Source organism: Leisingera sp., from assembly GCF_034669605.1.
Taxonomy (GTDB): domain Bacteria; phylum Pseudomonadota; class Alphaproteobacteria; order Rhodobacterales; family Rhodobacteraceae; genus Leisingera.
In genome coordinates, this window is record NZ_JAXMOX010000053.1 from 1 (window position 1) to 24,722 (window position 24,722).

At 58.1% G+C, this 24,722-nt stretch carries 18 protein-coding genes and 4 pseudogenes; 8 read left to right on the forward strand and 14 right to left on the reverse strand.

The genetic code is table 11. The annotated features are described in order from the left end of the window. Positions 1-377: transposase (locus VOI29_RS08790; RefSeq protein ID WP_323777948.1), on the reverse strand; the 377-nt coding region annotated here is incomplete at its 3' end. Positions 378-433: 56 nt separating this feature from the next. Between VOI29_RS08790 and VOI29_RS08795 the strand changes: the two are divergent. After that, a pseudogene (locus tag VOI29_RS08795) lies at positions 434-1,156 on the forward strand (transposase); the annotation flags it as partial. A gap of 91 nt (positions 1,157-1,247) precedes the next feature. Here the strand turns inward: VOI29_RS08795 and VOI29_RS08800 are convergent. From VOI29_RS08800 to VOI29_RS08810, 3 genes are all read right to left on the reverse strand, one after another. Next, positions 1,248-2,354 (reverse strand): aminotransferase class I/II-fold pyridoxal phosphate-dependent enzyme, encoded by a 1,107-nt coding sequence (locus VOI29_RS08800; RefSeq protein WP_323777950.1) that lies wholly within the window; start codon positions 2,352-2,354, stop codon positions 1,248-1,250. Positions 2,355-2,369: 15 nt separating this feature from the next. Beyond that, the gene (locus VOI29_RS08805; protein WP_323777952.1) at positions 2,370-3,740 is read right to left on the reverse strand and encodes an FAD-binding oxidoreductase; all 1,371 of its coding nucleotides are present in this window, start codon (positions 3,738-3,740) and stop codon (positions 2,370-2,372) included. Between the two features lie 76 nt (positions 3,741-3,816). Then, on the reverse strand, positions 3,817-5,373 hold the full coding sequence (locus tag VOI29_RS08810) for an ABC transporter substrate-binding protein (protein ID WP_323777954.1): 1,557 nt from the start codon (positions 5,371-5,373) through the stop codon (positions 3,817-3,819). Positions 5,374-5,440: 67 nt separating this feature from the next. Between VOI29_RS08810 and VOI29_RS08815 the strand changes: the two genes are divergently transcribed. The 3 genes from VOI29_RS08815 (at position 5,441) to VOI29_RS08825 (ending at position 8,768) form a co-directional block, all read left to right on the forward strand. Further along, positions 5,441-6,457, forward strand: a complete 1,017-nt coding sequence (locus VOI29_RS08815) for a LysR substrate-binding domain-containing protein (protein WP_323777957.1) — start codon at positions 5,441-5,443, stop codon at positions 6,455-6,457. Positions 6,458-6,568: 111 nt separating this feature from the next. Then, on the forward strand, positions 6,569-7,609 hold the full coding sequence (locus tag VOI29_RS08820) for an aromatic ring-hydroxylating dioxygenase subunit alpha (protein ID WP_323777958.1): 1,041 nt from the start codon (positions 6,569-6,571) through the stop codon (positions 7,607-7,609). Position 7,610: 1 nt separating this feature from the next. After that, complete coding sequence (locus VOI29_RS08825) at positions 7,611-8,768, forward strand: 2Fe-2S iron-sulfur cluster-binding protein (RefSeq protein WP_323777960.1); 1,158 nt, start codon at positions 7,611-7,613, stop codon at positions 8,766-8,768. On the opposite strand, the gene VOI29_RS08830 is transcribed toward VOI29_RS08825, so the two are convergent. From VOI29_RS08830 to VOI29_RS08850, 5 genes and pseudogenes are all read right to left on the reverse strand, one after another. Beyond that, on the reverse strand, positions 8,765-9,832 hold the full coding sequence (locus VOI29_RS08830; RefSeq protein ID WP_323777962.1) for a succinylglutamate desuccinylase/aspartoacylase domain-containing protein: 1,068 nt from the start codon (positions 9,830-9,832) through the stop codon (positions 8,765-8,767). The two genes, VOI29_RS08825 and VOI29_RS08830, sit on opposite strands and share 4 nt — an antisense overlap. Further along, positions 9,829-11,466 (reverse strand): ABC transporter ATP-binding protein, encoded by a 1,638-nt coding sequence (locus tag VOI29_RS08835; protein ID WP_323777964.1) that lies wholly within the window; start codon positions 11,464-11,466, stop codon positions 9,829-9,831. The genes VOI29_RS08830 and VOI29_RS08835 overlap by 4 nt, the downstream gene beginning before the upstream one ends. Before the next feature lie 3 nt (positions 11,467-11,469). Continuing rightward, a complete protein-coding gene (locus VOI29_RS08840; protein ID WP_323777965.1) occupies positions 11,470-12,327 on the reverse strand; it encodes an ABC transporter permease in 858 nt (285 codons plus the stop codon). A gap of 4 nt (positions 12,328-12,331) precedes the next feature. Then, positions 12,332-13,288: an ABC transporter permease gene (locus tag VOI29_RS08845; protein WP_323777967.1), complete on the reverse strand. Its 957-nt coding sequence runs from the start codon at positions 13,286-13,288 to the stop codon at positions 12,332-12,334. A gap of 191 nt (positions 13,289-13,479) precedes the next feature. Continuing rightward, a pseudogene (locus VOI29_RS08850) lies at positions 13,480-14,690 on the reverse strand (IS256 family transposase). A gap of 234 nt (positions 14,691-14,924) precedes the next feature. Here VOI29_RS08850 and VOI29_RS08855 point away from each other — a divergent pair. Then, entirely contained in the window at positions 14,925-15,614 is a 690-nt protein-coding gene (locus VOI29_RS08855; protein ID WP_323777969.1) for a UTRA domain-containing protein, read from the forward strand. 116 nt (positions 15,615-15,730) lie between these two features. On the opposite strand, the pseudogene VOI29_RS08860 reads toward VOI29_RS08855, so the two are convergent. Further along, positions 15,731-16,903: pseudogene (locus VOI29_RS08860) on the reverse strand (IS5 family transposase). Between the two features lie 200 nt (positions 16,904-17,103). Then, positions 17,104-17,223, reverse strand: a pseudogene (locus VOI29_RS08865) (helix-turn-helix domain-containing protein); the annotation flags it as partial. A 139-nt stretch (positions 17,224-17,362) separates the two neighbouring features. Here VOI29_RS08865 and VOI29_RS08870 point away from each other — a divergent pair. After that, positions 17,363-18,919: an ISL3 family transposase gene (locus VOI29_RS08870; RefSeq protein WP_323777971.1), complete on the forward strand. Its 1,557-nt coding sequence runs from the start codon at positions 17,363-17,365 to the stop codon at positions 18,917-18,919. Between the two features lie 183 nt (positions 18,920-19,102). Then, positions 19,103-19,855, forward strand: a complete 753-nt coding sequence (gene fnrL / locus VOI29_RS08875; RefSeq protein ID WP_323777973.1) for a transcriptional regulator FnrL — start codon at positions 19,103-19,105, stop codon at positions 19,853-19,855. A gap of 253 nt (positions 19,856-20,108) precedes the next feature. Here the strand turns inward: fnrL and VOI29_RS08880 are convergent, their stop codons facing one another. Continuing rightward, positions 20,109-21,278: an HPP family protein gene (locus VOI29_RS08880; RefSeq protein WP_323777975.1), complete on the reverse strand. Its 1,170-nt coding sequence runs from the start codon at positions 21,276-21,278 to the stop codon at positions 20,109-20,111. Between the two features lie 376 nt (positions 21,279-21,654). Then, positions 21,655-22,092 (reverse strand): Rrf2 family transcriptional regulator, encoded by a 438-nt coding sequence (locus VOI29_RS08885; RefSeq protein ID WP_323777977.1) that lies wholly within the window; start codon positions 22,090-22,092, stop codon positions 21,655-21,657. Positions 22,093-22,237: 145 nt separating this feature from the next. Here VOI29_RS08885 and hmpA point away from each other — a divergent pair, with 145 nt between their 5' ends. Further along, positions 22,238-23,428, forward strand: a complete 1,191-nt coding sequence (gene hmpA / locus VOI29_RS08890; RefSeq protein ID WP_323777978.1) for an NO-inducible flavohemoprotein — start codon at positions 22,238-22,240, stop codon at positions 23,426-23,428. A gap of 105 nt (positions 23,429-23,533) precedes the next feature. On the opposite strand, the gene VOI29_RS08895 is transcribed toward hmpA, so the two are convergent. Next, positions 23,534-24,556: an IS30 family transposase gene (locus VOI29_RS08895; RefSeq protein WP_323777980.1), complete on the reverse strand. Its 1,023-nt coding sequence runs from the start codon at positions 24,554-24,556 to the stop codon at positions 23,534-23,536. Positions 24,557-24,722 lie beyond the last annotated feature (166 nt).

The following is a 24,722-nucleotide window of genomic DNA, read 5'->3' on the forward strand; positions in this document are numbered from 1 at the left end:
TGGATCTCCCGGGTCGTCATGCCGCGGGCGTACATGCTGATGATCTTGGTGTCGAACTCCGGAAAGCGGCGCTGATACTTGGCGATCAGAACCGGGTCAAACGTCCCGTTCCGGTCGCGCGGAATGTCCAGAACCACCTTTCCAGTGTCCGTGGCCACCGTCTTCTCGCTGCTGCCATTGCGTCGATTGGCGGGCTGGTTCTGGCCTTCAGGTGGCTCCTGCGCGCGCTCTTCGCTGAGATGTTCGTCCAACTCGGTGCTCAGCGCACGTTCCGCAAGCGCCTTGGTCAGTTCGGAAGGAATGCCCTCCTTGCCGAAAAGGTCGCCGGGCGAACGCCCTTCCATCAGCCGGTCCAGCAGGTCTTTGTCTATGCTCATACGTGGGTCTCCTCAAAATTGAGCTACCACGCCAGAGCACAAAATTCAGGATAGTCCCGTTGGCCGTGCGCTTCACAGATGCGGAAAAGTATTTTGTGTCAGAGGCTTCCGTGTATCGCATCCTGAAATCCTACGACCTGATCACCAGCCCTGCCTATGTGGTGGTGTCGGCAGCTGACGAGTTCCAGGACAAGACCACACGGCCGAACCAGCTCTGGCAGACCGACTTTACCTACCTCAAGGTCATCGGCTGGGGCTGGTTCTACCTGTCCACGATCCTCGACGATTACAGCCGTTACATCATCGCCTGGAAACTCTGCACGACGATGAAAGCGGGTGACGTGACCGGCACGCTGGATCTGGCGTTGCAGGCCTCGGGCTGCGATCAGGCAACCGTACGGCACAATCCACGGCTGCTGAGCGATAACGGGTCGAGTTACATCTCTGCTGAACTGGGTGAGTGGCTGGAAGATCAGCAGATGGATCATGTCCGCGGTGCGCCATATCACCCGCAAACTCAGGGCAAAATCGAGCGTTGGCACCAGACCCTCAAGAACCGCATCCTGCTGGCAAACTACTACCTGCCCAGTGATCTCAGGCAACAGATTGGCGCCTTCGTCGACCATTACAATCACCGGCGCTATCGAGAGAGCCTGCAGAACCTCACGCCCGCAGACGTCTACTTCGGCCGCGGCCAGGCCATTTTGAAACAAAGAGAAAGGATCATAAGGAAAACCATCGAAACCCGGCGCTTGCTTCACCGCAAATCCGCCGCATAATCACAACAACCAGATGAGCCAGATCCTCTCTTAGCTCAGACAGCCATCTGTCCCAATATCCCTGACGACGGACACCTTGGACGGGCCAATGCTACTCTTTTGAAATGGCATCAAGGAATGTGTCGTTTTCAGCAGGCGTGCCCATTGTCACCCGCGCCCAATGGCCAAATGGGGCTTCTTGCCATGCTTTGATCAAGACACCCTTGTGACGCAAGTTTTCTGCAAGTACATGGGCAGGTCCCCTCGTGTTGAAGAATATAAAGTTGGTTTGTGAAGGGGCGCATTCAAATCCCTTTAAGTTCAGCGCATCAGAGACCCTCTGCCGCTCCAGCGTTGCGAGATCAGTGACCGCCTTGAGATGCGCCGTGTCGCCAATCGCCTGGGCCGCAGCTGCTGCGGCCATAGCATTCACACCAAAAGGATTGCGGGTTTTCATCAGTGCCTTGATATTGCGAGCATCGCTGGTGATCCCATAGCCGACCCGTGCACCGGCAAGACCGTATGCCTTGGAGAATGTGCGCAGGACAATGAAGGGCTTTTGCGCTTCCGCCAAGATTGCGAGTGCGTCGAACCGTTTTCTCGGTTCGATGAACTCGACATAAGCCTCGTCAAAACAGATCAAGGTTGCTGGGTCCGTCGCCGCGACCACCTGACGGAATTCCATTTCGGTGATTGCAGGGCCTGCCGGATTGCTAGGCGAAGAAAACACCAATACGCGAGGCTTGGCTTGCAACGCGTCGCAAAGGCCCGCAACCGGAAATGACCAATCGTCATTGAAAGGGATCTTGGTGACAGTGGCACCAAACGTCAAAGCGCCAAATTCATGCAGGCCAAAGCTGGGGCATATCGTGACGACGTTATCTTGGGGGCGGATCACGGCACGGAACATGGCCCCGATAAGGTCCTCAGAGCCATTGCCGATAATGATGCGATCTTCGTGCCAGCCAAGCGATTTGGCGATGAGGCCGCGCAGATGTGTGTTCCCGGCATCGGGATAGCGTGCGACGCCGGTTGCGGCGTGCTGCATCGCCTTGACGGCACGCGGCGAAGGACCAAGCGGGCTTTCATTGCTGTCAAGTTTCGCTAGACAATCAATGCCATAGGCCGCCTTGAACCGGTCCAGGGAGAGGCCAGCATTGTAATCTGGCAGGTTTGCAACTTCTGTGCGGATCAGGTCACTGGGGAACGGTTCTGACATTGGAAATCCTTGAAGCTAAAGATCGAAGATCTTGCCGGGGTTCATGATGTTGTCGGGATCAAGCGCGCGTTTGATCTGGCGCATCACATCGAGAGCGGGGCCGAGTTCGGTCGGTAAATATGCTTTCTTGCCCAGTCCGACACCGTGTTCACCGGTGCAGGTGCCACCCATGTCAATCGCCATTTCGATGAGGCTGGCATTGATATGATGAGCTTGCGCGGCCTCTGCGTCATCTTCGGGGTCATACAGCAAGACGAGGTGAAAGTTTCCGTCGCCCACATGACCCACCAGAGGCGCCTGGATATCCGTGGTTGCAACGATGTCCAAAATGGCGCTGATACAGGCGGGCAGTTTTGAAATCGGGACGCAGACGTCGGTCGAGATGCCCTTGATGCCCGGTCGCAAGGCACGAGATGCATAAAGCGCGTCATGCCGGACACGCCACAACCTTGCGGCAGCCTCTGCGCTTTGGGCGCGCTCGAACCGCAGCGCGGTTTCTGCGAGGCTTTCAAGAGCCGCCATGTCATTCTCGACCGATGCCGTTGATCCGGTGAGTTCGATCCAAAGCGTCGGTTGTTCGGGCAGGCCGGTTTTCGAATGGCTGTTGATCGCGCGCATCTGCACTGTGTCAGCAAGCTCGATCCGGTTGAGCGCAAGCCCACATTGCAGCGCCATTACGACGGTCTGTGTTGCATCCTCGATCGTCGCAAAGCTGCACATCGCGGTTTGGGATGCCTCCGGGATGCCAAACAGGCGCAGGGTCAGTTCGGTGATGATACCCAGCGTGCCTTCGGAGCCGATCATCAGGCGGGTCAAATCGTAGCCTGCCGATGATTTGCGCGCGCGGGTCCCGGTTTTTATGATTTCACCGTTGGGCATAACCACAGTCATGCTTAGCACCAGATCGCGCATTGACCCATAACGCACCGTTGTCGTGCCCGATGCGCGGGTGGCCGCCATTCCACCCAATGTTGCATGCGCCCCAAGATCGACGGGAAAGAACAATCCGGTTGCGCGAAGATGCTCATTCAGGGCCTGTCGCGTGACGCCGGCTTGGACGGTGCAATCCATGTCTGCTTCATGCACGGACACGATCTGATCCATTGCTGACAGATCGATACTGATGCCGCCATGGGGGGCGTGGATCTGACCTTCGATAGAGGATCCCGCCCCGAACGGGATCACCGGCACGCCATGTTTGGTGCAGGCGATCAGTACCTCGGACACCTCCTGTGCAGATTTTACCATGACAACGGCATCCGGCCATGCGGGAGGAAAATGGCTTTCGCCGCTGCCATGGTGTTCGCGGACCGCATCCGACGTGACAAGACGGTCGGTGAACTGAGCGCGTAGCGCAGTCAGAAGGGCGTCCAGATTGTCGTGCATTGGTTGCAATATCCCTGATCTCTGGACCTCAGGCGGGCCGCGACACTGCGCGGCCCGCGAATTCAACCGCCGGTGATCAGGCGTTAAACCACCAGCGCTCGGCGCAGCGGTTTCCGTCCAGATCCCAATCGCCCGAGATTTCCGCGCCGGTGGAGACTTTCTGGGACTTGGCATCCAGGAAGTCCGCCCAGACCGGCGCAATCAAACCGCCATCTTCCGACAGGACGGCCTGACACTCACTGTAGAGCTCGCGACGCTTTGCATCATCCTTTTCGGACCGCGCGGCAGTGAGCGCCTTGTTGAATGCTTCGTTGTCCCATTTGGTCGCGTTGTAGCCCCCCAGAGCTTCGCGGGAGTAGGCGAGAGACAACATCAGGTCTTCGTTCGCACGACCTGACCAGCGCGAAGCAAAGAACGGTTTCTTGCCCCAGATGTTGGACCAGTAGCCATCTTCGGGTTCGCGCGCGACTTCGATCTTGATCCCGGCCGCCGCCGCGTGTTCGCTGAACAGCTGCGCCGCTTCCACAGCACCTGTGAAAGGCGTGTTGGAGGCGTGAAGCGTTGTTGTCAGGCCCTCTGCTCCGGCAGCTGCCAGGAGCGATTTGGCTTGCTCGGGGTCATACTCGTGCTGCGGAATATCTGGGTTGTGATACGCGTAAGCGGTTGAGATCGGTTGGTCATTGGCGATCGAACCATAGCCGTTCAGGATTTTGTCCACCATATCCTGGCGGTTGATCGCCAGCTTCATCGCCTTGCGAACCCGTGCATCGGCAAACAGCGGATCAGTTGTAATCATGCTGAAGCAGTAGTGCACCTTCCCCTGCGTCTGGATCAGGTCAACCCCCGGCATTGCGGCCAGCAGGTTGGCGGTTGTCGGATCGACCGAGTTCATTGCGTCGATCTGTCCGGTCTGAAGTGCGGTTGTCCGGGCATTCACGTCCCGAATGGCCAGCATCTCGACCGAATCGAAATGCGCGGCATCGGCTTTCCAATAGTTCGGGTTCTTCCGAACGACGGACTTTACGCCGGGTTCATAGGTTTCCAGGATGTAGGGCCCTGTGCCGATACCTGCGTCAAAGTTCATGTCGTCCGCGGGCACGATATACATGCAGGTCAGCGACATGACGGCCGGGAAACTGGCGTTGGGCGTGTGCAGCGTGATGGCTACTTCGTCAGGCGCGGTGGCCTGGACGTCCTTGACCACTGCGACCAGCGATTTGATCTGCGAGATGCTGTCTTCACCCATGTGAAGTCTGACCGAGAACGCGACGTCCTCGGAATCCATCACCTTGCCGTTGTGGAATTCCACGCCCTGGCGCAGTTTGAACGTCCAGACCGTCAAATCATCATTGGCTTCCCAGCTTGTGGCAAGCTCGGGGATCAGAACGCCGCCAGCGCCCACTTCGATCAGGTTGTTGCGCAACTGCCATTGCAGGTTTTGCATGAATTTTGTTTCACTCACTTGCGGATCCAGCGTTTCACCAGAATCGAAGCTTCCGATGCCAAGTCGCAAAGTTCCGCCCTGAGATGGTGTGGCGGCGCGCAACGGCTGTCCCGAGAGCCCTAGAAGTGTTGTTGCTCCAAGCGCGCCCGCGCCGAGCAATACGCTGCGTCTGTTTGCCGAAAACGTCATTTTCTTCTCCCTATTGGCTGCCTGTCCTACAGAGGCATTGCTGTCCGCTAACCTTCGCGTGATTATTATGTCTGATCTTATTACGGTAAATGGCGGCATTGAACATGACAAACGAGATTTCCAGCAGTATTGTTCAGGAATACTGAAACGGCCTTTAGGTCTCAAATTCGACAGGAAGACTATGCAATCAACTCTTCCACCCCTGCGCGCGATGCATGCATTCGAGAGCTTTGGAAGGCTTGGGTCGGTCAGTGCAGCCGCCAGAGAACTTGGCGTGACCCCCGGTGCGGTCAGTCAGCAAATCAAACTGCTTGAAGACCAATTGCAGATGCCGCTCATCGTGAAAGACGGGCGTCGCGCATCGCTTGCACCAAGAGCCAAAGCCTACCACGCGGTCCTGTCCGCAGGTTTTGAAAAACTGAAGCAAGCCCAGGATCTGCTGTCGCAACAAGTTGCTGATCTGGATGTTCATATCTCGGGCTTGCCTACGCTTCTGCTCAAGTGGCTCAATCCGAGGCTTCACCGTTTCGAGGCACGTTTCGGTGAAGCATCCATACGGTTGGAGGCAACCCATGTAGAGCCAGACCCGGAATTTCTGGATAACATGTTTCGGCTTACCTATGGCACGGCGTCAAACGTCTTTCCGCATACGCGGGCATTGTTTTGTGACACATGTTTTCCGGTATGTTCACCCGGATTCTTGAAAGACCGTCCTGACGCGCTTGATCCTGAAAAGATCGCAGGCCTTCCGTGGATCGATATCGATTGGGGCCGTGAATATTCAACGGTGCCAAGATTGGGCCACTGGCTCGAGGCACAGGGACTGCCAAGACCCGCTCACAAGCCGGTTTCAGTCCATTCGCTGTCAAGCTCGGCGTTGGAGGCCGCAGCGAGCGGTCAGGGTATTGCTTTGGCACAATCGTCATTTGCTTCGGCCGATATCGAGATGGGCAGGCTTGTCAGGATGTCCGAAGAATTTGTCGAGATGCCCGAACCCTACTTCATCTGTTGGGGTGGGCAGATGATGGCAAACGAGAAGTCCAAGAACTTTCTGGATTGGGTGCTTTCGGAAGCGCCGAAGTAATTGCTTAGATAAGCTAAACGATCGAGGATTGATTTTCGGTTTTTTTGTGGCAGCAATCCGGCTATCAACGCCTGAACTCAGCCAACGATCCCGAGTTAGCAAGGAAATCTCATGTTTTTGAAAAATGCATGGTACGTCGCCGCTTGGAGCGAAGAAATCGTCAACGATCTGCAGCAAGTCAAAGTGCTTGGTGAAAAGATCTGCATGTTTCGCAATGACGAAGGCGAAGTCATCGCCATGGAGGATGCCTGCCCGCACCGCAAGTTGCCTCTTTCCAAGGGTCGGATCAAGAACAACAACGTTGAATGCGGCTATCACGGCCTGACCTTCGATTGTGCGGGGCAATGCGTTTGGGCGCCGGGTGGCGGGCGTATCCCGTCTGCTGCGCGCGTCCGTCCTTATCCGGTACATGAAAAATACGGTCTGGTTTGGATCTGGATGGGCAATGCCGCGATCGCAGACCCGGAAGACATCATCGACATCCCCAACTTTGACAGTCCCGAATGGGGAATCAACCGTGGGGCGGCGATGGAGCTGAACTGCAATTACCTGTTGATGTGCGACAACCTGCTTGACCCGACGCATGTTGCCTGGGTTCATGAATCGTCCTTTGCCGCCGCTGCGACCAAGGACACGCCGCTGCGTGTGACCAAAACCGACACTGGCGTTATCGTTCACCGCTGGATGATGGATCACGAACCGGCGCCCTTCTACAAGAAAGTTATCGAGTTCGAAGGCAATTGCGACCGCCTTCAGCACTACGAGGTCCGCTATCCCAGCCACGCCTTGATCCGCGCCGTGTTTACCCCTGCGGGCACCGGCGGTGTGGGCGGTACGCTGCACGAGAACACCTTTGTCATGGACAGCTATAATTTCATGACCCCAACAACCGAGACCGAAACGCGTTATTACTGGTTCCAACTGCGTAACGTGCGGCCCGACGACGAAGAGCTGTCCAAGATGATGAGCGAAGACGTGCGCGGTGCCTTTGAAGAGGACCGCGCCGTATTGAACGAAGTTCAGATCGGCATGACCGAAAAAACCTCGCCGCACATTGATCTTCATATTGACGCGGGGCAACTGCGGTTCCGGCGTCAGCTGGAGGCCATGATCGCTGAAGAGGCGATGGTCGATGCCAAGATGAGCCAATAAAATGGCGGGTGGTTTTCGAAAATTCCGCGTGGCGGACAAGGTTGCCGAGAGCGATATCATCACCTCGTTCTATTTCGAGCCGACGGATGGTGCGCCTGTCTGGGATGTGAAACCCGGACAGTATCTCACACTGCGCGTCCCAGGCTCCGGCGATCCTGTTCTCAAGACCTATTCGGTGTCCTGCGACCCATCCGAGGCGCGACATCACCGGATCTCGGTGAAACGGGAGGCTGGGCAGAATGGTGCGCCCGACGGCGTTGGTTCATGCTGGCTGCACGATCAGGTCGAAGCGGACAGCATTGTCGAGATAGCCCCGCCTCGGGGCACGTTCGTTCTGGATGAGACAAGCACCCGTCCTGTATTGCTTCTGTCGGGCGGGGTTGGCCTGACACCGATGGTGTCCATGCTGCATCGGCTGCGCAACAGCGACCGTGACGTGCATTTTCTGCACGCCTGTGAGAACGGGTCCGTTCATGCGCTGAGGAATGAGGTACTTTCTTGCGCGAATGACCGGATAAAGCCGCGTTTCGTCTATCGCACGCCAAGTGCCGAAGACCGCGCCGCGAACCTCTTCGATGCAGAGGGTGTGATCGACAAGGCGTTTATGCAAACGCATGTTCCCATCGGTGATTACGACGCCTACATTTGCGGCCCCACGCCATTCATGGTGGCGATGTATCAGTTGCTTCAAGAACTGGGCGTGCCCAAAAGCCGCATCGCCTATGAGTTCTTTGGCAAGGCCACATCGCTGGAAGCGTTGGCAGAAACACCCGCGGCGCCCGAAAGCGGCAAGGCCGCGTCACGCGCGGCCCCCTCCATTCAGTCGCTTACATTTATAACCAATCCCGATGCATGGGCCGCGGAAGAGGAAGCCACGGTCGAGCCGAAAGCGACCGCACTGCCTAAGGGTGACATTACGTTCCGTGCATCGGGTGTGACGTCGACCTGGGATGGGACAGCAGAATCGTTGCTCGAACTGGCTGAAAATGCCGGCCTGAACCCGGAATTCAGTTGCCGGGCAGGTATCTGTAATTCGTGCAAATGCGGGTTGGTATCGGGCAAGGTTGATTATTTCGAAGAACCTTTGATTCAACCCGAAGACGGTCAGGTCCTGATCTGCTGTTCACGGCCCGTTGGTCCGGTTGTTCTGGATATTTAATGCGTTTCGGCTGCTGCCTTCGCCATCAACGCGTCAAGTTCCGCGTTTGAAAGGGTGGGGCAAATCACACATAAATGATCGCCCGGTGCCACGATGGCCCCGGCGCGCAGGATCGAAACTGTGCCTGCCCTTTCGCTGCGCAGGACTTGCGGTGCCGTTTCCATCTTGTACAGATCACGCAGCCGTATGACCGGTTGGCCCCTGGCGATCTCTTCGCCAATTTTCACCAGAGGCTCAACCAGACTGTGAGTCTGCGCGGTGACATAGTCCGCACCTTCACCTAGATCGAGAAACACCGTATCTGCCGGGGGCAACATGTCCAACCGTTCAGCGGCTGCTGCGTGCAAAACACCCTGACCGACAAGCAACCTGAGCACCCCAGACCATCCTGCCTCCAGCGCCTCGCTAGTGACCTTGCCTTCGCCCCCCAGTTCGCATGAAATCATGGCACATCCGGCGTCGTGTGCGGCACTGTCAAAATCCCCTGGCGTGTCGCTGACAGGGACCACCATCGTGTGGGGAAGCCCCATCACTGTTGCCAGTTCAAAGGTCTGCTTGTTGCGTTCGGAATCCGGCGACAGGCAAAAATAGGCGGTGTTCACATAGTTCGAATTGCCGCCCCCTGAATGAAGATCAATGGCGATATCTGCCTCAGGCATAAGCTGTGTGGCAACAAAGCCTGCGATCTCTTGGGTTGGCCCGGCATAGGCCGCACCGGGAAAGGACCGGTTCAGGTTGCCGCCGTCAAGGGGTGAAACACGGCTGATCGATTGAACCGCCGGCATGTTCAGGGCCGGAACAAGGATAAGACGACCGGCCACATCACCCGTTTTCAGCAGGTCATACAGCCGCCGCACAATAATCTGGCCTTCGTACTCATCGCCATGATTGCCGGCGCATACCAATGCTGTGGGGCCATCCCCGCCGCGAATGACGCTCAGGGGGGATTGAATTGAGGAAAACTCGTGCCGATCATCTGAATGGGAAAGGCCGAAGACACCGGCACGTTTTCCTTGTCTGTCCAGGTCCAAAGACGAATGAACCGTTCCGAACTGCAATGTCATTGCTGCGGTTCCTGTGTTGCTGCGTCGCCTCGTTCTTTCAGCAGTTGCGTCAACCAGTTCGGGTCCATTTCGGGGACCGAGGACAACAGCAACTCAGTATAAGGGACGTGCGGTGGCGAGAACATCGCGTCTTTGGGGCCTTGTTCGACAATCACCCCGTTTTGCATCACGACCACCTCGTCCGCGATCGAGCGAACGGTGGCGATGTCATGGGTGATGAACATATATGTCAGGTCCATCTCTCTTTGCAGGCGATCCAGCAGGCGGAGGATCCCTTCCGCAACAAGTTGATCCAATGCGGAGGTCACTTCATCACAAATGATGAAATCAGGCTCTGCCGCCAAGGCACGGGCGATACAGACCCGTTGTTTTTGCCCGCCTGACAGCTCCGAGGGTATGCGATAGAAGAATTCATCGGGGTCAAGCTCGATCAGCGTCAGCAGTTCCTTGATGCGGGCGTCCTTGGCGCGCCCCTTCAGCCCCAGAAAGAATTCCAGCGGGCGCCCGATAACGTCCTTGATCCGGTGCTTTGGATTAAGAGCCGTGTCCGCCATCTGGTGGATCATCTGGATATGGCGTTGCAAATCACGGGGTCGCTCTTTGCCGGACTTGGGCAAAGGGCTTCCGTCATAGCGGAGCGTCCCGCTGGACGGCGGAAGCAGCCCCATGACAACGCGGGCCATTGTCGATTTCCCCGACCCGCTCTCGCCCACAATCGCAACTGTGCTGCCGCGTGCGATGTTCAGGTTGATTCCTTTGAGAATATCTACAGCGCCATAGCCTGCGCTCATGTTCTGAATTTCAAGGAGGGGGCCCTCGTCGGCCTGCCGGGCAGCCGGGGGCGCGCGGCGAAAGTCGCGTACGGCCCATAAGGATTTGGTGTAATCCTGCTTCGGGTTTGACAGCATTTCTCGGGCGGGAGCTTCTTCAACTTCTTCACCGCGAAGCAATACTTTGATCTTATCCGCCATCTGGGCCACGACAGCCAGGTCGTGGGTAATATAGATCGCCGCTGTGTTATATTCGCGTACAATGTCACGGATCGCTGACAGCACCTCGATTTGCGTGGTCACGTCAAGCGCTGTGGTTGGTTCATCAAAGATGATCAGGTCGGGCCGGCATGCCATGGCCATGGCGGTCATTGCGCGCTGAAGCTGCCCACCGGACACCTGATGAGGGTAGCGAAAACCGATGCCCTCCGGGTTCGGCAGGCGAATTTTGCGGTAAAGTTCGACAGCGTCAGACTGGGCTTCGTCGCGGGACATAACGCCATGTTTGACGGGAGCCTCGCAGTATTGATCTATCAGTTTGTAAGCGGGGTTGAATGCCGCCGCAGCAGATTGGGCAACATAGGCAACGCGCGCACCGCGCAACCGCCGCAGAGCCTCATCCGAGGCCCCGACAAGATCCTGACCATCAAAACGGATGCTGCCGCCGCTGATCCGGCAGCCGCCTTTGGTGTACCCCATGGCAGCCAGCCCCAGCGTCGATTTTCCGGCTCCGCTTTCCCCGATCAGACCGAGTATCTCGCCACGGTTCAGGGTCAGGTCCACACCCTTGATGATGGGTTTCCATTGACGGTCCGAGCGCCCCTCGATGCGGATGTCTTTCATCTCAAGCAAGAGGTCAGTCATGCGTTACTCCTTCAGACCCGAAGACATGTGTAAAACCCAATCCACAATCAGGTTCACGCCGATGGTCAGCAGCGCGATGGCACCGGCAGGCAGCAGCGGCGCAAGGCCAAAGGTGGCAGTCTGGAACGTTGCAAAATTGGCAAATGAAATCAGCTTGGCGCTTTCACGGACCATGCCGCCCCAGTCAGCCGTTGGGGGCTGAATACCAAGACCCAGAAAGGACAGCGCTGAAATGAACAGGAAGACAAAGCAGAACCGCAATCCGAATTCCGCAATCAAAGGCGCCGCGGCGTTGGGCAGGACTTCTTTACGAATGAGCCAGAACATCCCCTCGCCGCGCATGCGAGCAACTTCAATATAGTCCATTGTCAAAATGCCCTGCGCCACCGCACGCGACAGCCTGAAAACACGCGTGCTGTCGAGGACTGCGATCACGAGGATGAGCGCGATGACAGACGTTCCGGTGATCGTGAGAATGAGCAAGGCAAAGATCAGTGGCGGGATGGCCATCATCACGTCGACCACACGCGAAATGATGGCATCGAACCAACCGCCGATTGTTGCCGCAAGCAGCCCGAACGTCGCGCCGAGCAGAAAGGCGAGCGCTGTCGTCACCAGCGCGATACCGACCGTGTTGCGCGCGCCATAGATCAGGCGCGAGAGCACATCGCGCCCTAGCGCATCGGTTCCCAGATAATGCGGGGCAGTCCATGGATGATACTGCTTGCCCACGGATGCGCTTTCGGCAAATGGCGCAAGAAGAGGGGCACCAATGGCCAACACGGCATAAAATACAACGATTATAATGCCAATCCATGCGGAAATTGGCGCGTCTCTCAGGTGATGGGACAGGTTGTGCATGGTGTTATCTCGGATGCAACAAGCGTGGGTTTGCAATGATCGACAGGATATCCGCCAACAGATTGAGCAGAATATACGTCGCGGCAAAGATGAGACAGGCGGCCTGCACAACCGTGACATCCCGGTTCGAGACTGAATCCACAAGGATCTGCCCAAGGCCGGGATAGACGAATACCACCTCGACCAAGACAACACCGACAATCAGATAGGCCAGGTTCAGGGCGATCACATTAAGGATAGGGGCCAGCGCATTCGGCAGTGCATGGACTGCAATCACCCGCCAACGTTTGATCCCCTTGAGATGCGCCATTTCTATGTATGGCAACGCCAGCAAGTTCAGGATGGCTGCTCTGGTCATTCGCATCATATAGGCGAGCACAATGAGTGTGAGAGTCATGGCAGGCAGGAAGGTGCGATAAAGCCGTTCGCCCAAGGATGTGTCAACATCCACATCGGCAAGGCTGGGGAACCAGCCCAGGCCAACTGAAAAGATGAGAATCAGGATATAGGCGACGAAAAATTCAGGAAAGGAAATTGCAGCCAGCGTCGAGCTTGAAAGCATGCGATCAAAGACAGACCCGTTGTAGAGGGCCGCCAGCATCCCCGAGACAACAGCGATCGGCACAGCGATGGCCGCGGCATATCCGGCAAGGAAAAACGTGTTGGCTGTCCGGTGACCAATGAGTTCGGATATCGGGCGTTGGTTTGCCAGCGAAATCCCGAAATCCCCGGTGACGGCGCCGGACAGCCACGAGATGTAGCGTTCATAGACTGGATGGTTGAGGTCGAACTTTTCGCGAAAGGCAGCAAGGCTTTCCTCGGTTGCCGCCTGTCCCAACACTTCGGTCGCAATATCACCCGGGAGCAATTCGATTGCTGCAAAAATGATGATCGTCACAACCCACAAGGTCAGGAGCCCGATCAGCAAACGCTTGAGAATGATCGTCAGAATTGGGTTCATTATCACACTTTTGTCAGAGTAAAGCTGGTTATGTCTAGATTTATACTGGGGTGATGTCACCATGTATATGTTGGCAACGGCAGGTTCGCTACATGACTGTTTAGCTTTACTAATATGGCAGCGCGTCGAATGGTTGGATAGTGTCCCGGGAAATGGTGTAACTTTGCTCTTCGGCCTTGGCTTGGCCGCAGTTACAGGGCGGCGATAGTTGCCGGGTCCATGGGTGTAGTGTCGCAAATGGCAGCGACGGTTTCCAGTGTCATGTAGCGCCGCGTGATCGCCCACTCATCGTTTTGCTCGAGCATCAGTGCTCCAACCAGACGCGTGACCGCGGCCTCGTTGGGAAAGATTCCGACCACGTTGGTCCGGCGCTTGATCTCCTTATTCAGGCGTTCAAGTGGGTTCGTGCTGTGGATTTTCGCCCAGTGTTCCTTGGGGAAGCTCTTGTAGGCTAAGACGTCGTCCTCGGCGCGGCGCATCAGCTCGGCGAGCTTTGTGTGGCGCGGTTCGAACGCGTCGGTCAATTTGGCCCAGTGCTCTTTCGAAGCCGTGAGCGTGTCTTGGTCGAAGGCGGTTCTGAGCGCGGCGGTGACGATCGGGCGGTCCTTCTTGCCGACGCAGGCCAGCGCATTTCGCATGAAATGGACGCGGCAGCGCTGAACGGTGGCACCGAGCACCTTGGCCGCGGCGGCCTTCAGCCCCTTGTGGTCGTCGGCGATGATCAGAGGGTTCCGCGCAGGCCTCGATCGGCGAGAGAACGCAGGAATTCGTCTCAGAAGACCTCCGCCTCGCTGGGCTGGACGGCGATGCCCAGAACTTCGCGGCGGCCGTCCAGGTTGACAGCGACAGCCACTATGGCCGCGACGCTGACGATCCGGCCAGAGCGACGCACCTTGATGTAGGTGGCGTCGAGCCACAGGTAGGGTCATTCGCCTTCCAGCGGGCGGGTCAGGAACGCATCAACCCGTTCGTCGATCTCTCCGCACAGGCGGCTGACTTGGCTCTTCGACACCCCGGTCATGCCCATCGCCTTGACCAAGTCGTCCACCGAGCGCGTCGACAGGCCTTGGACATAGGCCTCCTGAATAACCGCCGTCATCGCCTTTTCCGCCGCCCGGCGCGGCTCAAGGAACTCGGGAAAATAGCTGCCCTTGCGCAGCTTCGGGATCTTCACGTCGACCGTCCCGGCGCGCGTCTCCCAGGCTCTGGAGCGGTATCCGTTGCGCCGGTTCACCCGTTCGACGCTGCGTTCGTGCGCCCCGGCGCCGCAGAGCCGATCGACATCCAGCGCCATGAGACGGTCGGCGACGAACCCGAGCATCTCGGCAAGCAGGTTGGTGTCGGATGTCTCCGACAAAAGCGCGCGCAAGGCCGCTGTCTCTGATAGGCTGTCCTTGGTCATGGTTGATCTCCTCGGTCATAGGTCAGGTCGGCAAACCAAACCTTAGCCGAAGAACAACCGTGGCCGCCAAGCGGCCCGCGCGGGCCTCGCTTCGCTACGCAAAGGCTCCGCTCAGCCCGCGCTACCGGCGGGAGTTACACCAACCGTTGGGACACTGTTAATGGTTGTTTGTTCAAGATTAAATCTGCTGTATTACTCAATAAAGTAGTCATAATGTCAGCGAGGCGGTTCGCGGTGAAAGCCACATACAAGGATGTGAAATCCGACATTCTGTCGAAGATAACCAAAGGGGAATGGGCTCCGGGCAGCCTTGTTCCCAACGAGGTGGAGCTTTCCGCGACCTATGGTTGTGCACGGGCCACGGTGAACCGCGCGATGCGCGAGCTTGCCGATGATGGCCTTATTGAAAGGCGCCGAAAGGCAGGCACGCGGGTTCGGATGACGCCGATCCGTCAAGCGCGGTTTGACATCCCGATCGTACGTGCCGAGATTGAGGAAAAGGGCACTGAATACCGCTATTCTCTTGTCAGCAGTTCCGTTGAGCCAGCGCCGGATTGGCTGCGGGCCCGGCTCAAGTTGTCCGACAAGAGCGAAGTGTTGCATCTGATCTGCATGCACTATGCCGACGGTGATCCGTATCAGCACGAAGATAGATGGATCAACCTGGCCGCCCTGCCACAAGCGCGGACGGTCGAGTTTTCAGATATCGGGCCGAACGAATGGCTGGTTGCGACAGTGCCGTTTTCAGACGTCGAGATCAGCTTTTCCGCTGGATTGGCGGACCAAAGACTGGCTGACTATCTGACCTGTTCCATTGGCGATCCGGTATTTACCGTCGAGCGGTCGACATGGTGGGAAGGCAAGGCGGTCACCTATGTGCGGCTGACCTACAGGCCCGGTCATCGCCTTACTACCCGATACTAGCAGGTCGCTGAATTAGTCAGGCGAGCGGAACGCTGTTCTCCCTGATGGGATGAGTTCCCTCTTCGATCTTCCGGAATGGGTAGCTGGAAGCAGGCCTGTGGCCGCCTCATCCAGCCTCATACCACCAGCAACCGGGGCAGCCGGGCGAGATTTCCTGCGGCGAGTGTCAGTATGAAACGGGACCGCACCCGCTCAACACCGCGATAGACGGTCTGGGACATGCCGCCAACGGTTTTGGCCCAGCCAAACGCCTCCTCGATCCGCTTGCGGTGCTTCTGTGACAGGGCGTAGCCTTTGTGCCGGGTTGTGCGCCCGTCGATTGCTGAATGCCGCGCCTTCCTGGCGACGTGCGGGGTGACGCAGGCCTGGCGGAGATCCGCGACGAATTCGGCCGCATCGTATCCCTTGTCGGCACCCAAGGTCAGCTGCCGGGTTGATCCGGGGGAGTGGCGGTGCAGCATGTCCAGCGCGGCCTTGCGCTCAGCGCGGCCGTCAGCCTGGGTCAGGTCGCCTTGTACAACCAGTCCGTGCCGGTTCTCTATCAACGCGTGCCCCATAAAGCAAAGCGCCGCACCCGTGCCGGGGGATTTCTTATAGAGCCGTGCGTCCGGGTCGGTGACCGAAGCATGGGTCGCATTCGAACGCTTCTCGCCCTTGAAGTTGACCTCGGGAATTCGGCTGCGGCGGTTGAAGCGGGGCATTTGATCGGTCTCGGTTTCGGGTCGGATGGGCTGTGCGGCAGGGGCAATCGATGTCGCACGCGGGTCATCCGGCCCATCATCGCCGGGCGGCGTGCCCGCCGCCTTCGACTGGAAACTCTTCATCGACGCCCAGGCCTTGATGAGCGTGCCATCGACCGAGAAGTGGTCGTCCGACAGGAGCGGCGCGACCTCCCGGTGGGCCAGGATCGCCGCCATCACCTTGCGCGACATATCGGCTGTCAGCAGCCGGTCGCGGTTCTAGGTGAACACCGTGGGAACCCAAACAGGGTCATCGATCCCGAGGCCGACAAACCAGCGGAACAGCAGGTTATACTGCATCTGTTCCATCAGTTGCCGCTCGGACCGGATCGAGAACAGGATCTGAAGCAGGCTGGCCCGGATCAGCCGTTCCGGCGGGATCGAGGGGCGGCCGAAATCAGTGTAAAGCGCCTGGAAATCGGCATCCAGACTGGCCAGCGCGTCGTTGACCACCTGCCTGATCTTGCGGAGCGGGTGCCGCGAGGGGATGCGCTCTTCCAAATCGACATAGCTGAAAAGCGATCCACTCGCCTCGTAGGTCCCGCGCATCATTACCCCCGCCACTGTCGTGCAGTGGGTGAATCATGTTCCGCAAGCCGCGTCGAGACCCGACTTCTTCAGCGCCCTGCTAGAGCGCCGTCGTCAGCCGACGACAGCGCCCTGTTGCTTACAGGATGCTCGGCAGGTTCAGACCGTTTTCCCGTGCGCAGTCCTTTGCGATGTCATAGCCCGCATCCGCATGGCGCATAACGCACCACCTTGCGCACCGTGTTCCGTGATACCCGAAGCTCGCGGCAGATCTGCTTGATCGATTTACCCTGGCTGAAATACGCCCGCCTGATCTTCGCAATCGTTTCCACCACCAACATCCCCAAACCGCTCCCTCAATCCCTCGAAGGAGCATCTGAACAGAAATATTAGGGGGGTCACTTTTGGGATCTGAAGCAGATTTGGTGCAGCCCAACCTGCTAAGCGCTATATATCGGCAGGTTTTGGAGGAGGTTGCCGATGGCGTCACAGTTTTCACGGCGGGATTTCCTGCCAGAAGGTCTCAAGGCCGACCAGGTTGTGCTTGTTGGGAATACGGTCCGGATCAACTCGCGTTCCGCCAAAGCCGCGGCGGCGTGCCCGCGCTGCGGCACGGTTTCACGCCATGTTCACAGCAGGTACCGCCGACGGCCTGCCGATCTTCCTGCGCATGGCCGGAAGGTGGAACTGGTCCTGCTGGTTCGCCGCTTTCGCTGCCGTGCTCTGCGGTGCCCAGCCAAGATATTTGCGGAGCGGTTTCCGCCGGACGTGACCCGGCCGCATGCGCGGCGTACCTCCCGTCTGCAAGGACTGGTCCGGCACCTCGGCCTGGCACTCGGCGGGCGTCCGGCACAGGCGCTCGCCGCACGGCTCCTGCTGCCGGTTAGCAAGGATACATTTCTCCGCAGCATCCGGGACACGGCTGAGGCTTCAAGCAGTGATCTCCGCGTTATAGGCATTGACGATTGGGCTTGGCGAAAGGGGCAGCGATACGGCACTTTGATCTGCGATCTAGAGCGGCGCCGGGTCATTGATCTCCTTCCAGACCGGGAACCGGCCACGGTCGAGGCCTGGCTGCGGGCCCGTCCGGGGATTGAGGTCGTCGCCCGCGACCGCAACGGAGGCTATGGCGGTGCTGCCTCACGGGCCTTGCCAAAGGCGGTTCAGGTTGCCGACCGCTGGCACCTGTTAGAAAACGCGAGCACGGCTTTCCTGGCCGCTGTACAGCGAAACATGCCTGCCATCCGCAAAGCGATCGGAGCAACGACTCTGGAACCAAAGCTGCTGACGGCCGCTGAAAAGCTGCAATACGAGGGCTATCTGCGTCGCCAGCAAACCAACCGGATGGTTCGTCAGATGGCTGATGATGGCGTGCCGATCCGGCGGGTCGTTCGCCAGACAGGGCTCAGCCGCCAGCTCGTCCGGCAGATTTTGCGTGGGGAACGCGAGGATGTTTTCCGCATCCGTGAGAGCAGTCTGACTCCCTGCCTGCCGCGGCGGGAGCGGGAATGGGCGAGCGGCTGCCGGAACGGCGCCGAACTCTGGCGCCGGCTGCGGGCCGATGGTTTCCAGGGCAGCCTCCGTGTCGTTGGGGAATGGGCCACGCGCCAGCGCCGTGCCGAGCGGGCCGCGCCATCGGGCACAGAAAAATCGCCGCCCGCGCGCAAGATTGCCCGCCTCCTGACCTTGGGCCGGGATCATCTGTGCAAGGCGCATGCCATCCAGGTCGCAAGGATCGAAGCTTCGTTGCCTGCTCTCGCCACAGCCCGAAGGCTGACCGACCGGTTTACGGACATGGTACGCAATGCTCGCGAAGACGCGCTGGAAGGATGGCTGAATGAAGCGGAGGACGGGCTGCTCGGTGCCTTCGCTCGTGGGCTCCGGCGTGATCAAGCCGCGGTCGCCGCAGCGCTGAGGGAACCTTGGTCGAACGGGCAGACCGAAGGGCAGATTAACCGCCTCAAGACGCTCAAACGCCAGATGTATGGAAGGGCGAACATCGACCTGCTCAAAGCGCGGCTCGTTCAAGCGTCCTGATCTGAGAGGGGCCGAAGTTGCACCAAAATTGAGTCAGAGCCCAAAAAAGCCCCTCTCCTGTCACCTCGTCCCTACCAGCGAAATCGCGATCGGTACCCATACCGACAAAAGCACTGCCACGAGGAATTCAACCAAGTTCTGAGGGTTACACCGAGACGTCGCGCGGACTTAAGGAGAAAGCCCATGCTTCAAGCTAATAGCTGCAGAAGCTGTGCGATACGCCACACTGGAATTTGCAGTGGCTGTGGAGCCAATGATCTGCGGCTTCTAGAGAAGGCAAGATACATCCGAAGTTATGATGCAGGCCAACCAATTGCTTGGTGCGGTGACCGCATGGAGTTCGTCGCTTCTGTAATGCATGGGAGCGTATCGTTGAGCCAGACTATGAAGGATGGGCGGAACCAGATGGTGGGCCTACTGATGCCACCCAGTTTTTTAGGGCAGCCAGGGCAGGAGTCTTCTCCCTATGATGTGGTTGCAGTGGACTACACGGTTCTGTGCTGCTTCTGCCGAAACCAGTTCGGAGATCTGATGAAAGAGTTCCCGCATCTCACAGATCGCCTTCTGGAGATGTCGCTAAGGGAGCTGGATGCTGCCCGCCAGTGGCTGCTGGTGCTAGGCTGCAAGTTGGCACGTGAGAAGACCGCCAGTTTTCTGGCTGTGTTGGCGAGCCGTGAAGCGGTCGCTAAGGCGTTACCCCGGACTAGGCGCATTGCGTTTGACTTGACCATTTCTCGCGAAGCAATTGCAGCCTGCCTCGGACTGACGATGGAAACGGTGAGCCGCCAGATCACAGCCTTGAAGAACGACGGTATTATCCAATTGAAATCTGCGCGCCGTATCGTTGTGCCAGATGTGAACCGATTGCTGCGCGAGGCGGGAGACGTGCCGGCGGCGCCAGACGAAGGCGACAGGGCGATTTCGGCTATTGCATGAGGCCGCCTATCCCATGCGAGAGGACTGCCACTGCCGGGTGTCCGCTACCGCACTCAATTCGGCCATTGGAGCAGTTCGCAGCATCCGACAAAAGAACACGGTCCGCCAATTTGCCGCAACGGGCACGAGTGGCTGGTCCGTGTCGAGCCGCCTTTAGCTTCGTTCAGCACTTGCTGAAGCTGAGTGGTAAGAAGCTGCCCTACGCCGAACGTGCTGCTTGGGTGGTTCCAAGTGTCCCTATTCCGTTTCTAATTTATGCGGCCAATCGGTTTTGCGCGCCTCGCAGAAGCAGACCGATAATGTCAGTGCGCGTGAGAATGCCTGCCAAGCGGCCATCCTTCGTTACCGGCACGGTTTGCACCCCATGCTGCGAAAGCCGGTTCAGGAGAATGCCGACTGGAAGGTCATGAGGTACACTGCCGACAGGCTGCTGCATCATATGCTTCGCCCTCAGTTTGCCTTGGCGCCTCGGGCGAAACATTAGGCCGCCGCCCCGTACCAGCGAATCGATCAGATCACTTTGCAGGATGAGTCCCACGAAGTTTTCGTTGGCGTCCACAACGGGAAGACTCTTGACGGAATGGCGGCGGAACACCCGCGCAATCTGCGCTACTGGCACATCGGGCATCACAGTGATCAAGTTCTGCGTCATGATGCTGCCGCAGGTTACGCCATCAAACCGGTATTGCGCGGCTTCCTCCTCCGCGGCGGCAAGCAGCCGCCCCAAATCTGCCGCGCCGATGTTGGTGGATTGATGGAAGCGCTCCAGCAACTCCTCCAGTTCGTCATTGCTGAGACCCAGGCGGATCGCTTGCGGCTGCACAGGTGTCTCTACAGATTGGCGGAATGGGTACTTACGGCCTGTGACCCGGTTAAACAGAACACCCGTCAGGGCTAAAGCGGCCGTCAGAAGCCCAACAGGCACGACCGCAAAGGCAAAGCCTGCATCAAGGACCGGCACCGGGTCCAGTGCCGCCAGCAAGGCAATTGCCCCGCCCGGAGGATGCAAGGCCCGCGCGATCATCATTGCAAAGATCGCTGCGGCCACAGCCAATGCCGGTGTCCAGGGTACGGGCACGGTTTGCAAGACCGCAACCGCTGCCACGGCAGAAACAACATTGCCGCAGATTGCCGACCAAGGCTGCGCCAGCGGAGAATTAGGGACGGCGTAGATCAAAACTGCGGAGGCGCCCAGGGGGGCGAGCAGGCGCATTGGAAGCCCTGCGATTTCCGGACAGACCAGCGCGAACAACGCGCAAACACCAATCCCGGCGGCGGCGCCCGCCATTGCGCGCAGGATTTCCCGCATCTGTGCTGGCGGTAGTGCCGGAGAGAGATGGCGCAAGAGATTTGACTTCAGCTGCATGGCTCCGCCTGCCCGGAAATGAATCACACGCCGGCAAACTGCACACAAAACAGGCATTTTGAAAACATTTTATCGCCCGGCAAAGCTGCCGTGACGCAAAGTGCGGCGCACAAATGTTCTTCCAGCATTGCAGCATTGCAGCATTGCAGCATCCCTGACGCCGTTGCTGGAAGCCACGACTATCTGGAACTCCTGGTAGAAAGACGGCATGGTGAGCCGCGTTTCGTCCTTGTTTAACTGTTCAAAGACCGGGTGTGTCTTACGATTGGCGGACTAAGCGGGGACGGTATCGCAAATTTCAGCCCTCTCCCTGCGAAGCATAGGAAAGTCAACGCAGGTGCTTCAAGCAGGGGCAACTGCTATTGGCGCACTGCCAAAGCCTTGGCCGCTGCGCGCACCCAGTTTGGGTTCCCTTGCCGGTTCACAATGTGGGTTACGGATTATCTGCCGCCTCTGACAATGTCAGCAACGGAACCAGGCCCGCCTTGTTCCTGATCAGATCAGCGACGGTGCTGCGGTCGAGAACGCCCAGAAACGCATCGACCGCTTCGGAAAAGACCCCTCGGAGCCCGCATTGGGGCTGGATCACGCATTCTCCACAATTGGCAACTTCGAAGCTTTCTTCCATGACTCGTACAACTTGCCCCACATTGATTGCGCTGGCTGCCTGTCCGAGCTTGATGCCGCCGTAGCGGCCGCGAACGCTCGTGACGTAGCCTTGCCGGACCAGCTCGCTGACGATCTTCATCAAGGAACTGTGCGGCAGACGGTAGATGCGGCTCAATGTCTCTATCGAGTGCAGCTCTTCGGGCTTGGACGCCAGAAAAATAAGAATTCTCAACGCGTAATCTGTTGTCAGGTTCAGCTTCATGCGGGGCTCCGATCACGCTTTTAATATTCATTTGGGTTGAATCTTTCAATCTCGCAATAATACATGCAACCAGCCTGAATGATTCAGGCGGTGAAACTCACTACGCAGGCCGCAGGCTTGCCACCCGACAAATCAGGAGCGTGCAATGGCACAGCCACTCAGCCAAACCACCATCGACACCGTAAAGGCGACTGTTCCGGCGCTGGCGCAGCACGGGCGCGAGATTGTAGCAGAGATGTACGACAGGTTGCTGGCCGATCCGGAAATCCGCGCACTGTTCAACCAGTCGCATCAGAACGGCGACTCCCCGCAGCACGCAGCTTTGACCAATGCGATCCTGGCCTATGCTCAAAAAATCGAAAACCTCCCGGTGATGGCCGCAGCGGTGGAGCGTATTGCAAACAAGCATGTGGGCCTGCAAATCGAACCCCGCCATTATGATCATGTCGCCAGCGCCCTGTTGGCCGCGATCAAGGCAGTTCTTAAAGATGCGGCGACCGAAGAGGTGATCCGCGCCTGGGGCGAAGCATATTGGTTCCTGGCCAATATCCTGATTGGCCGTGAAGAACAGCTTTACCAGGACACCGCCGCGGCCGAGGGCGGTTGGCGCGGCTGGCGGGAATTCCGGATCGGCGGACGGATCCAGGAGAGTGCTGACGTGATGTCATTCATCCTGAAACCCGTCGATGGTAAGCCCGTGCTGAAGCACAAGCCGGGGCAATATCTGTCTTTCGATCTTGAGGTGCCCGGAGCAGGCAAGCTGCGCCGCAATTATTCGATTTCTTCGGGACCATCGAATGAGTTCTACCGGATCACGGTCAAGCATCAGAAAGGCGGCCTGGCCAGCACCTGGCTGCATGAGCAGGCAGTCGAAGGCACTATGGTCAATGTCGCTGCACCGGCTGGAGAGTTTTTCCTGAAAAGCGGCCAGGAGGCTGAGGTTGTCCTGTTGTCGGCCGGTGTCGGGCTGACGCCGATGATTTCAATGCTTGAGGTTCTGGCCGCAAACAATCGCTCTGCGACCTACCTGCATGCCACGCAAAACAGCAGGCATCACGTCCTGCCTGATATCGCACGATCCCTGTCCCGCCGGTGTGTCACATTTTTTGAGGATCCCAGTTCCAAAGACCGGGCTGAAGCGAACTTCGATGTGGAAGGCCGCATCACTCCTGAGTGGCTGGCCCGGAACACCAATACAGATCAGGCTGAATACTACATATGCGGCCCAAAGGGATTCATGGCGATGGCTGTGAATGGCCTGAAGGCGGCTGGTGTTGACGAAAACCGTATCTTCTACGAATTTTTCGGGCCAGCGCAGGAGCTGGACGCGGCATAGCAGCAAAAAGGCGGCACAAGAAGAACGGTCCTTCCGACCGGGCAACCGTATCGGGGGGACCACGATCGTCGAGCACTGTGAGCGATACCTGAACCGCGACTTTTGTTACTTCACAGGGTAGGGGCTGCGGCCCAGCTCTTCCATCATCTTCTCTCTGAAGACCTCTGCGGGCGTCTTCCACCCGAGGCATTTGCGGGGCGTGTTGTTGAGGCGGTCGCAAATTACTTTCATGTCGTGATCTGAGAGCTGCCGAATGTCGCGCTTCCGCGGGAGCCATCGCCGGGCCCGCCGGTTTGTGTTCTCAACGGTGCCTTTTTGCCAAGGCGAGGAGGGGTCGCAAAACCAAGTCTGCGTACCGGTCTGTGCTTGGAGATGCGGCCAGGAGACGAATTCGGTGCCGCGGTCGAAAGTGATGGATTTGCGTGCCGCAAGAGGCAAGTCGCTAATTGCTTCCATGATCTTGCCCATGACCGGTTTGGTGCGCTTGTTGGGGTTTTTCAAGAGAACCGTGAAGCGGCTGACGCGTTCAACTATTGAAGTCACGTTGGACTGTCCAAGACTTTGTTTGAACAGCATAAGATCTGCCTCCCAGTGCCCAAACTGGCGACGATGCGCTACGTCGTCGGGCCGGAACAGGATACTGACATCACGATGGAACTTAGGCTTCTGGCGCTTGCGGGCCCGCCTCTGCCTGCGGGCCGTACGGTGGGTGGGAAGATACCACCAGAGCTCCTGCGCCATACCTTCCTTGGAATAGATGTACCGGTAGATGGTTTCCTGGCAGACCCGCAGCCTGGCGCCTTCATGGATCATCCTGTTGCCGATCTGTTCTGGTGTCCAGCCATTCTTCAGCCGCTCGACGACACGGCGGCACAACTCCGGATGACGGATCAGCTTGCGTTGCCTCGCGCGCCGGTCGGCCGCCATCAGCTGGGCTGCGGCGCCATAATAGCCATCACATTTCGGCAGGCAGGGATCCGAGAAATGGTTCCGCTTCAACTCCCGGAATATCGTCGATCTGCTGCGCCCGAGGACACGCGCCATCTCGTTCACAGGGACCTTCGCATGCCTCCAGCGTTCAATCTTGCGTCGCACCGTGATACTCAGTTGGCTGTAAACAGCTCCCATTTTGTTTCCTCTCGTCAGACAACATGCTGTTTTCTAACAAGAGTCGCAGTTGGGGGTAGCGCGCGCCCGCGTACACAACCTGTTGCAACCATCCAGAAATGTCACCGGCTGCGCAAAGCGGGAATGTCACCAAGAGGCGTGACGGGAGCAAGGCTTTGCAGCCCGG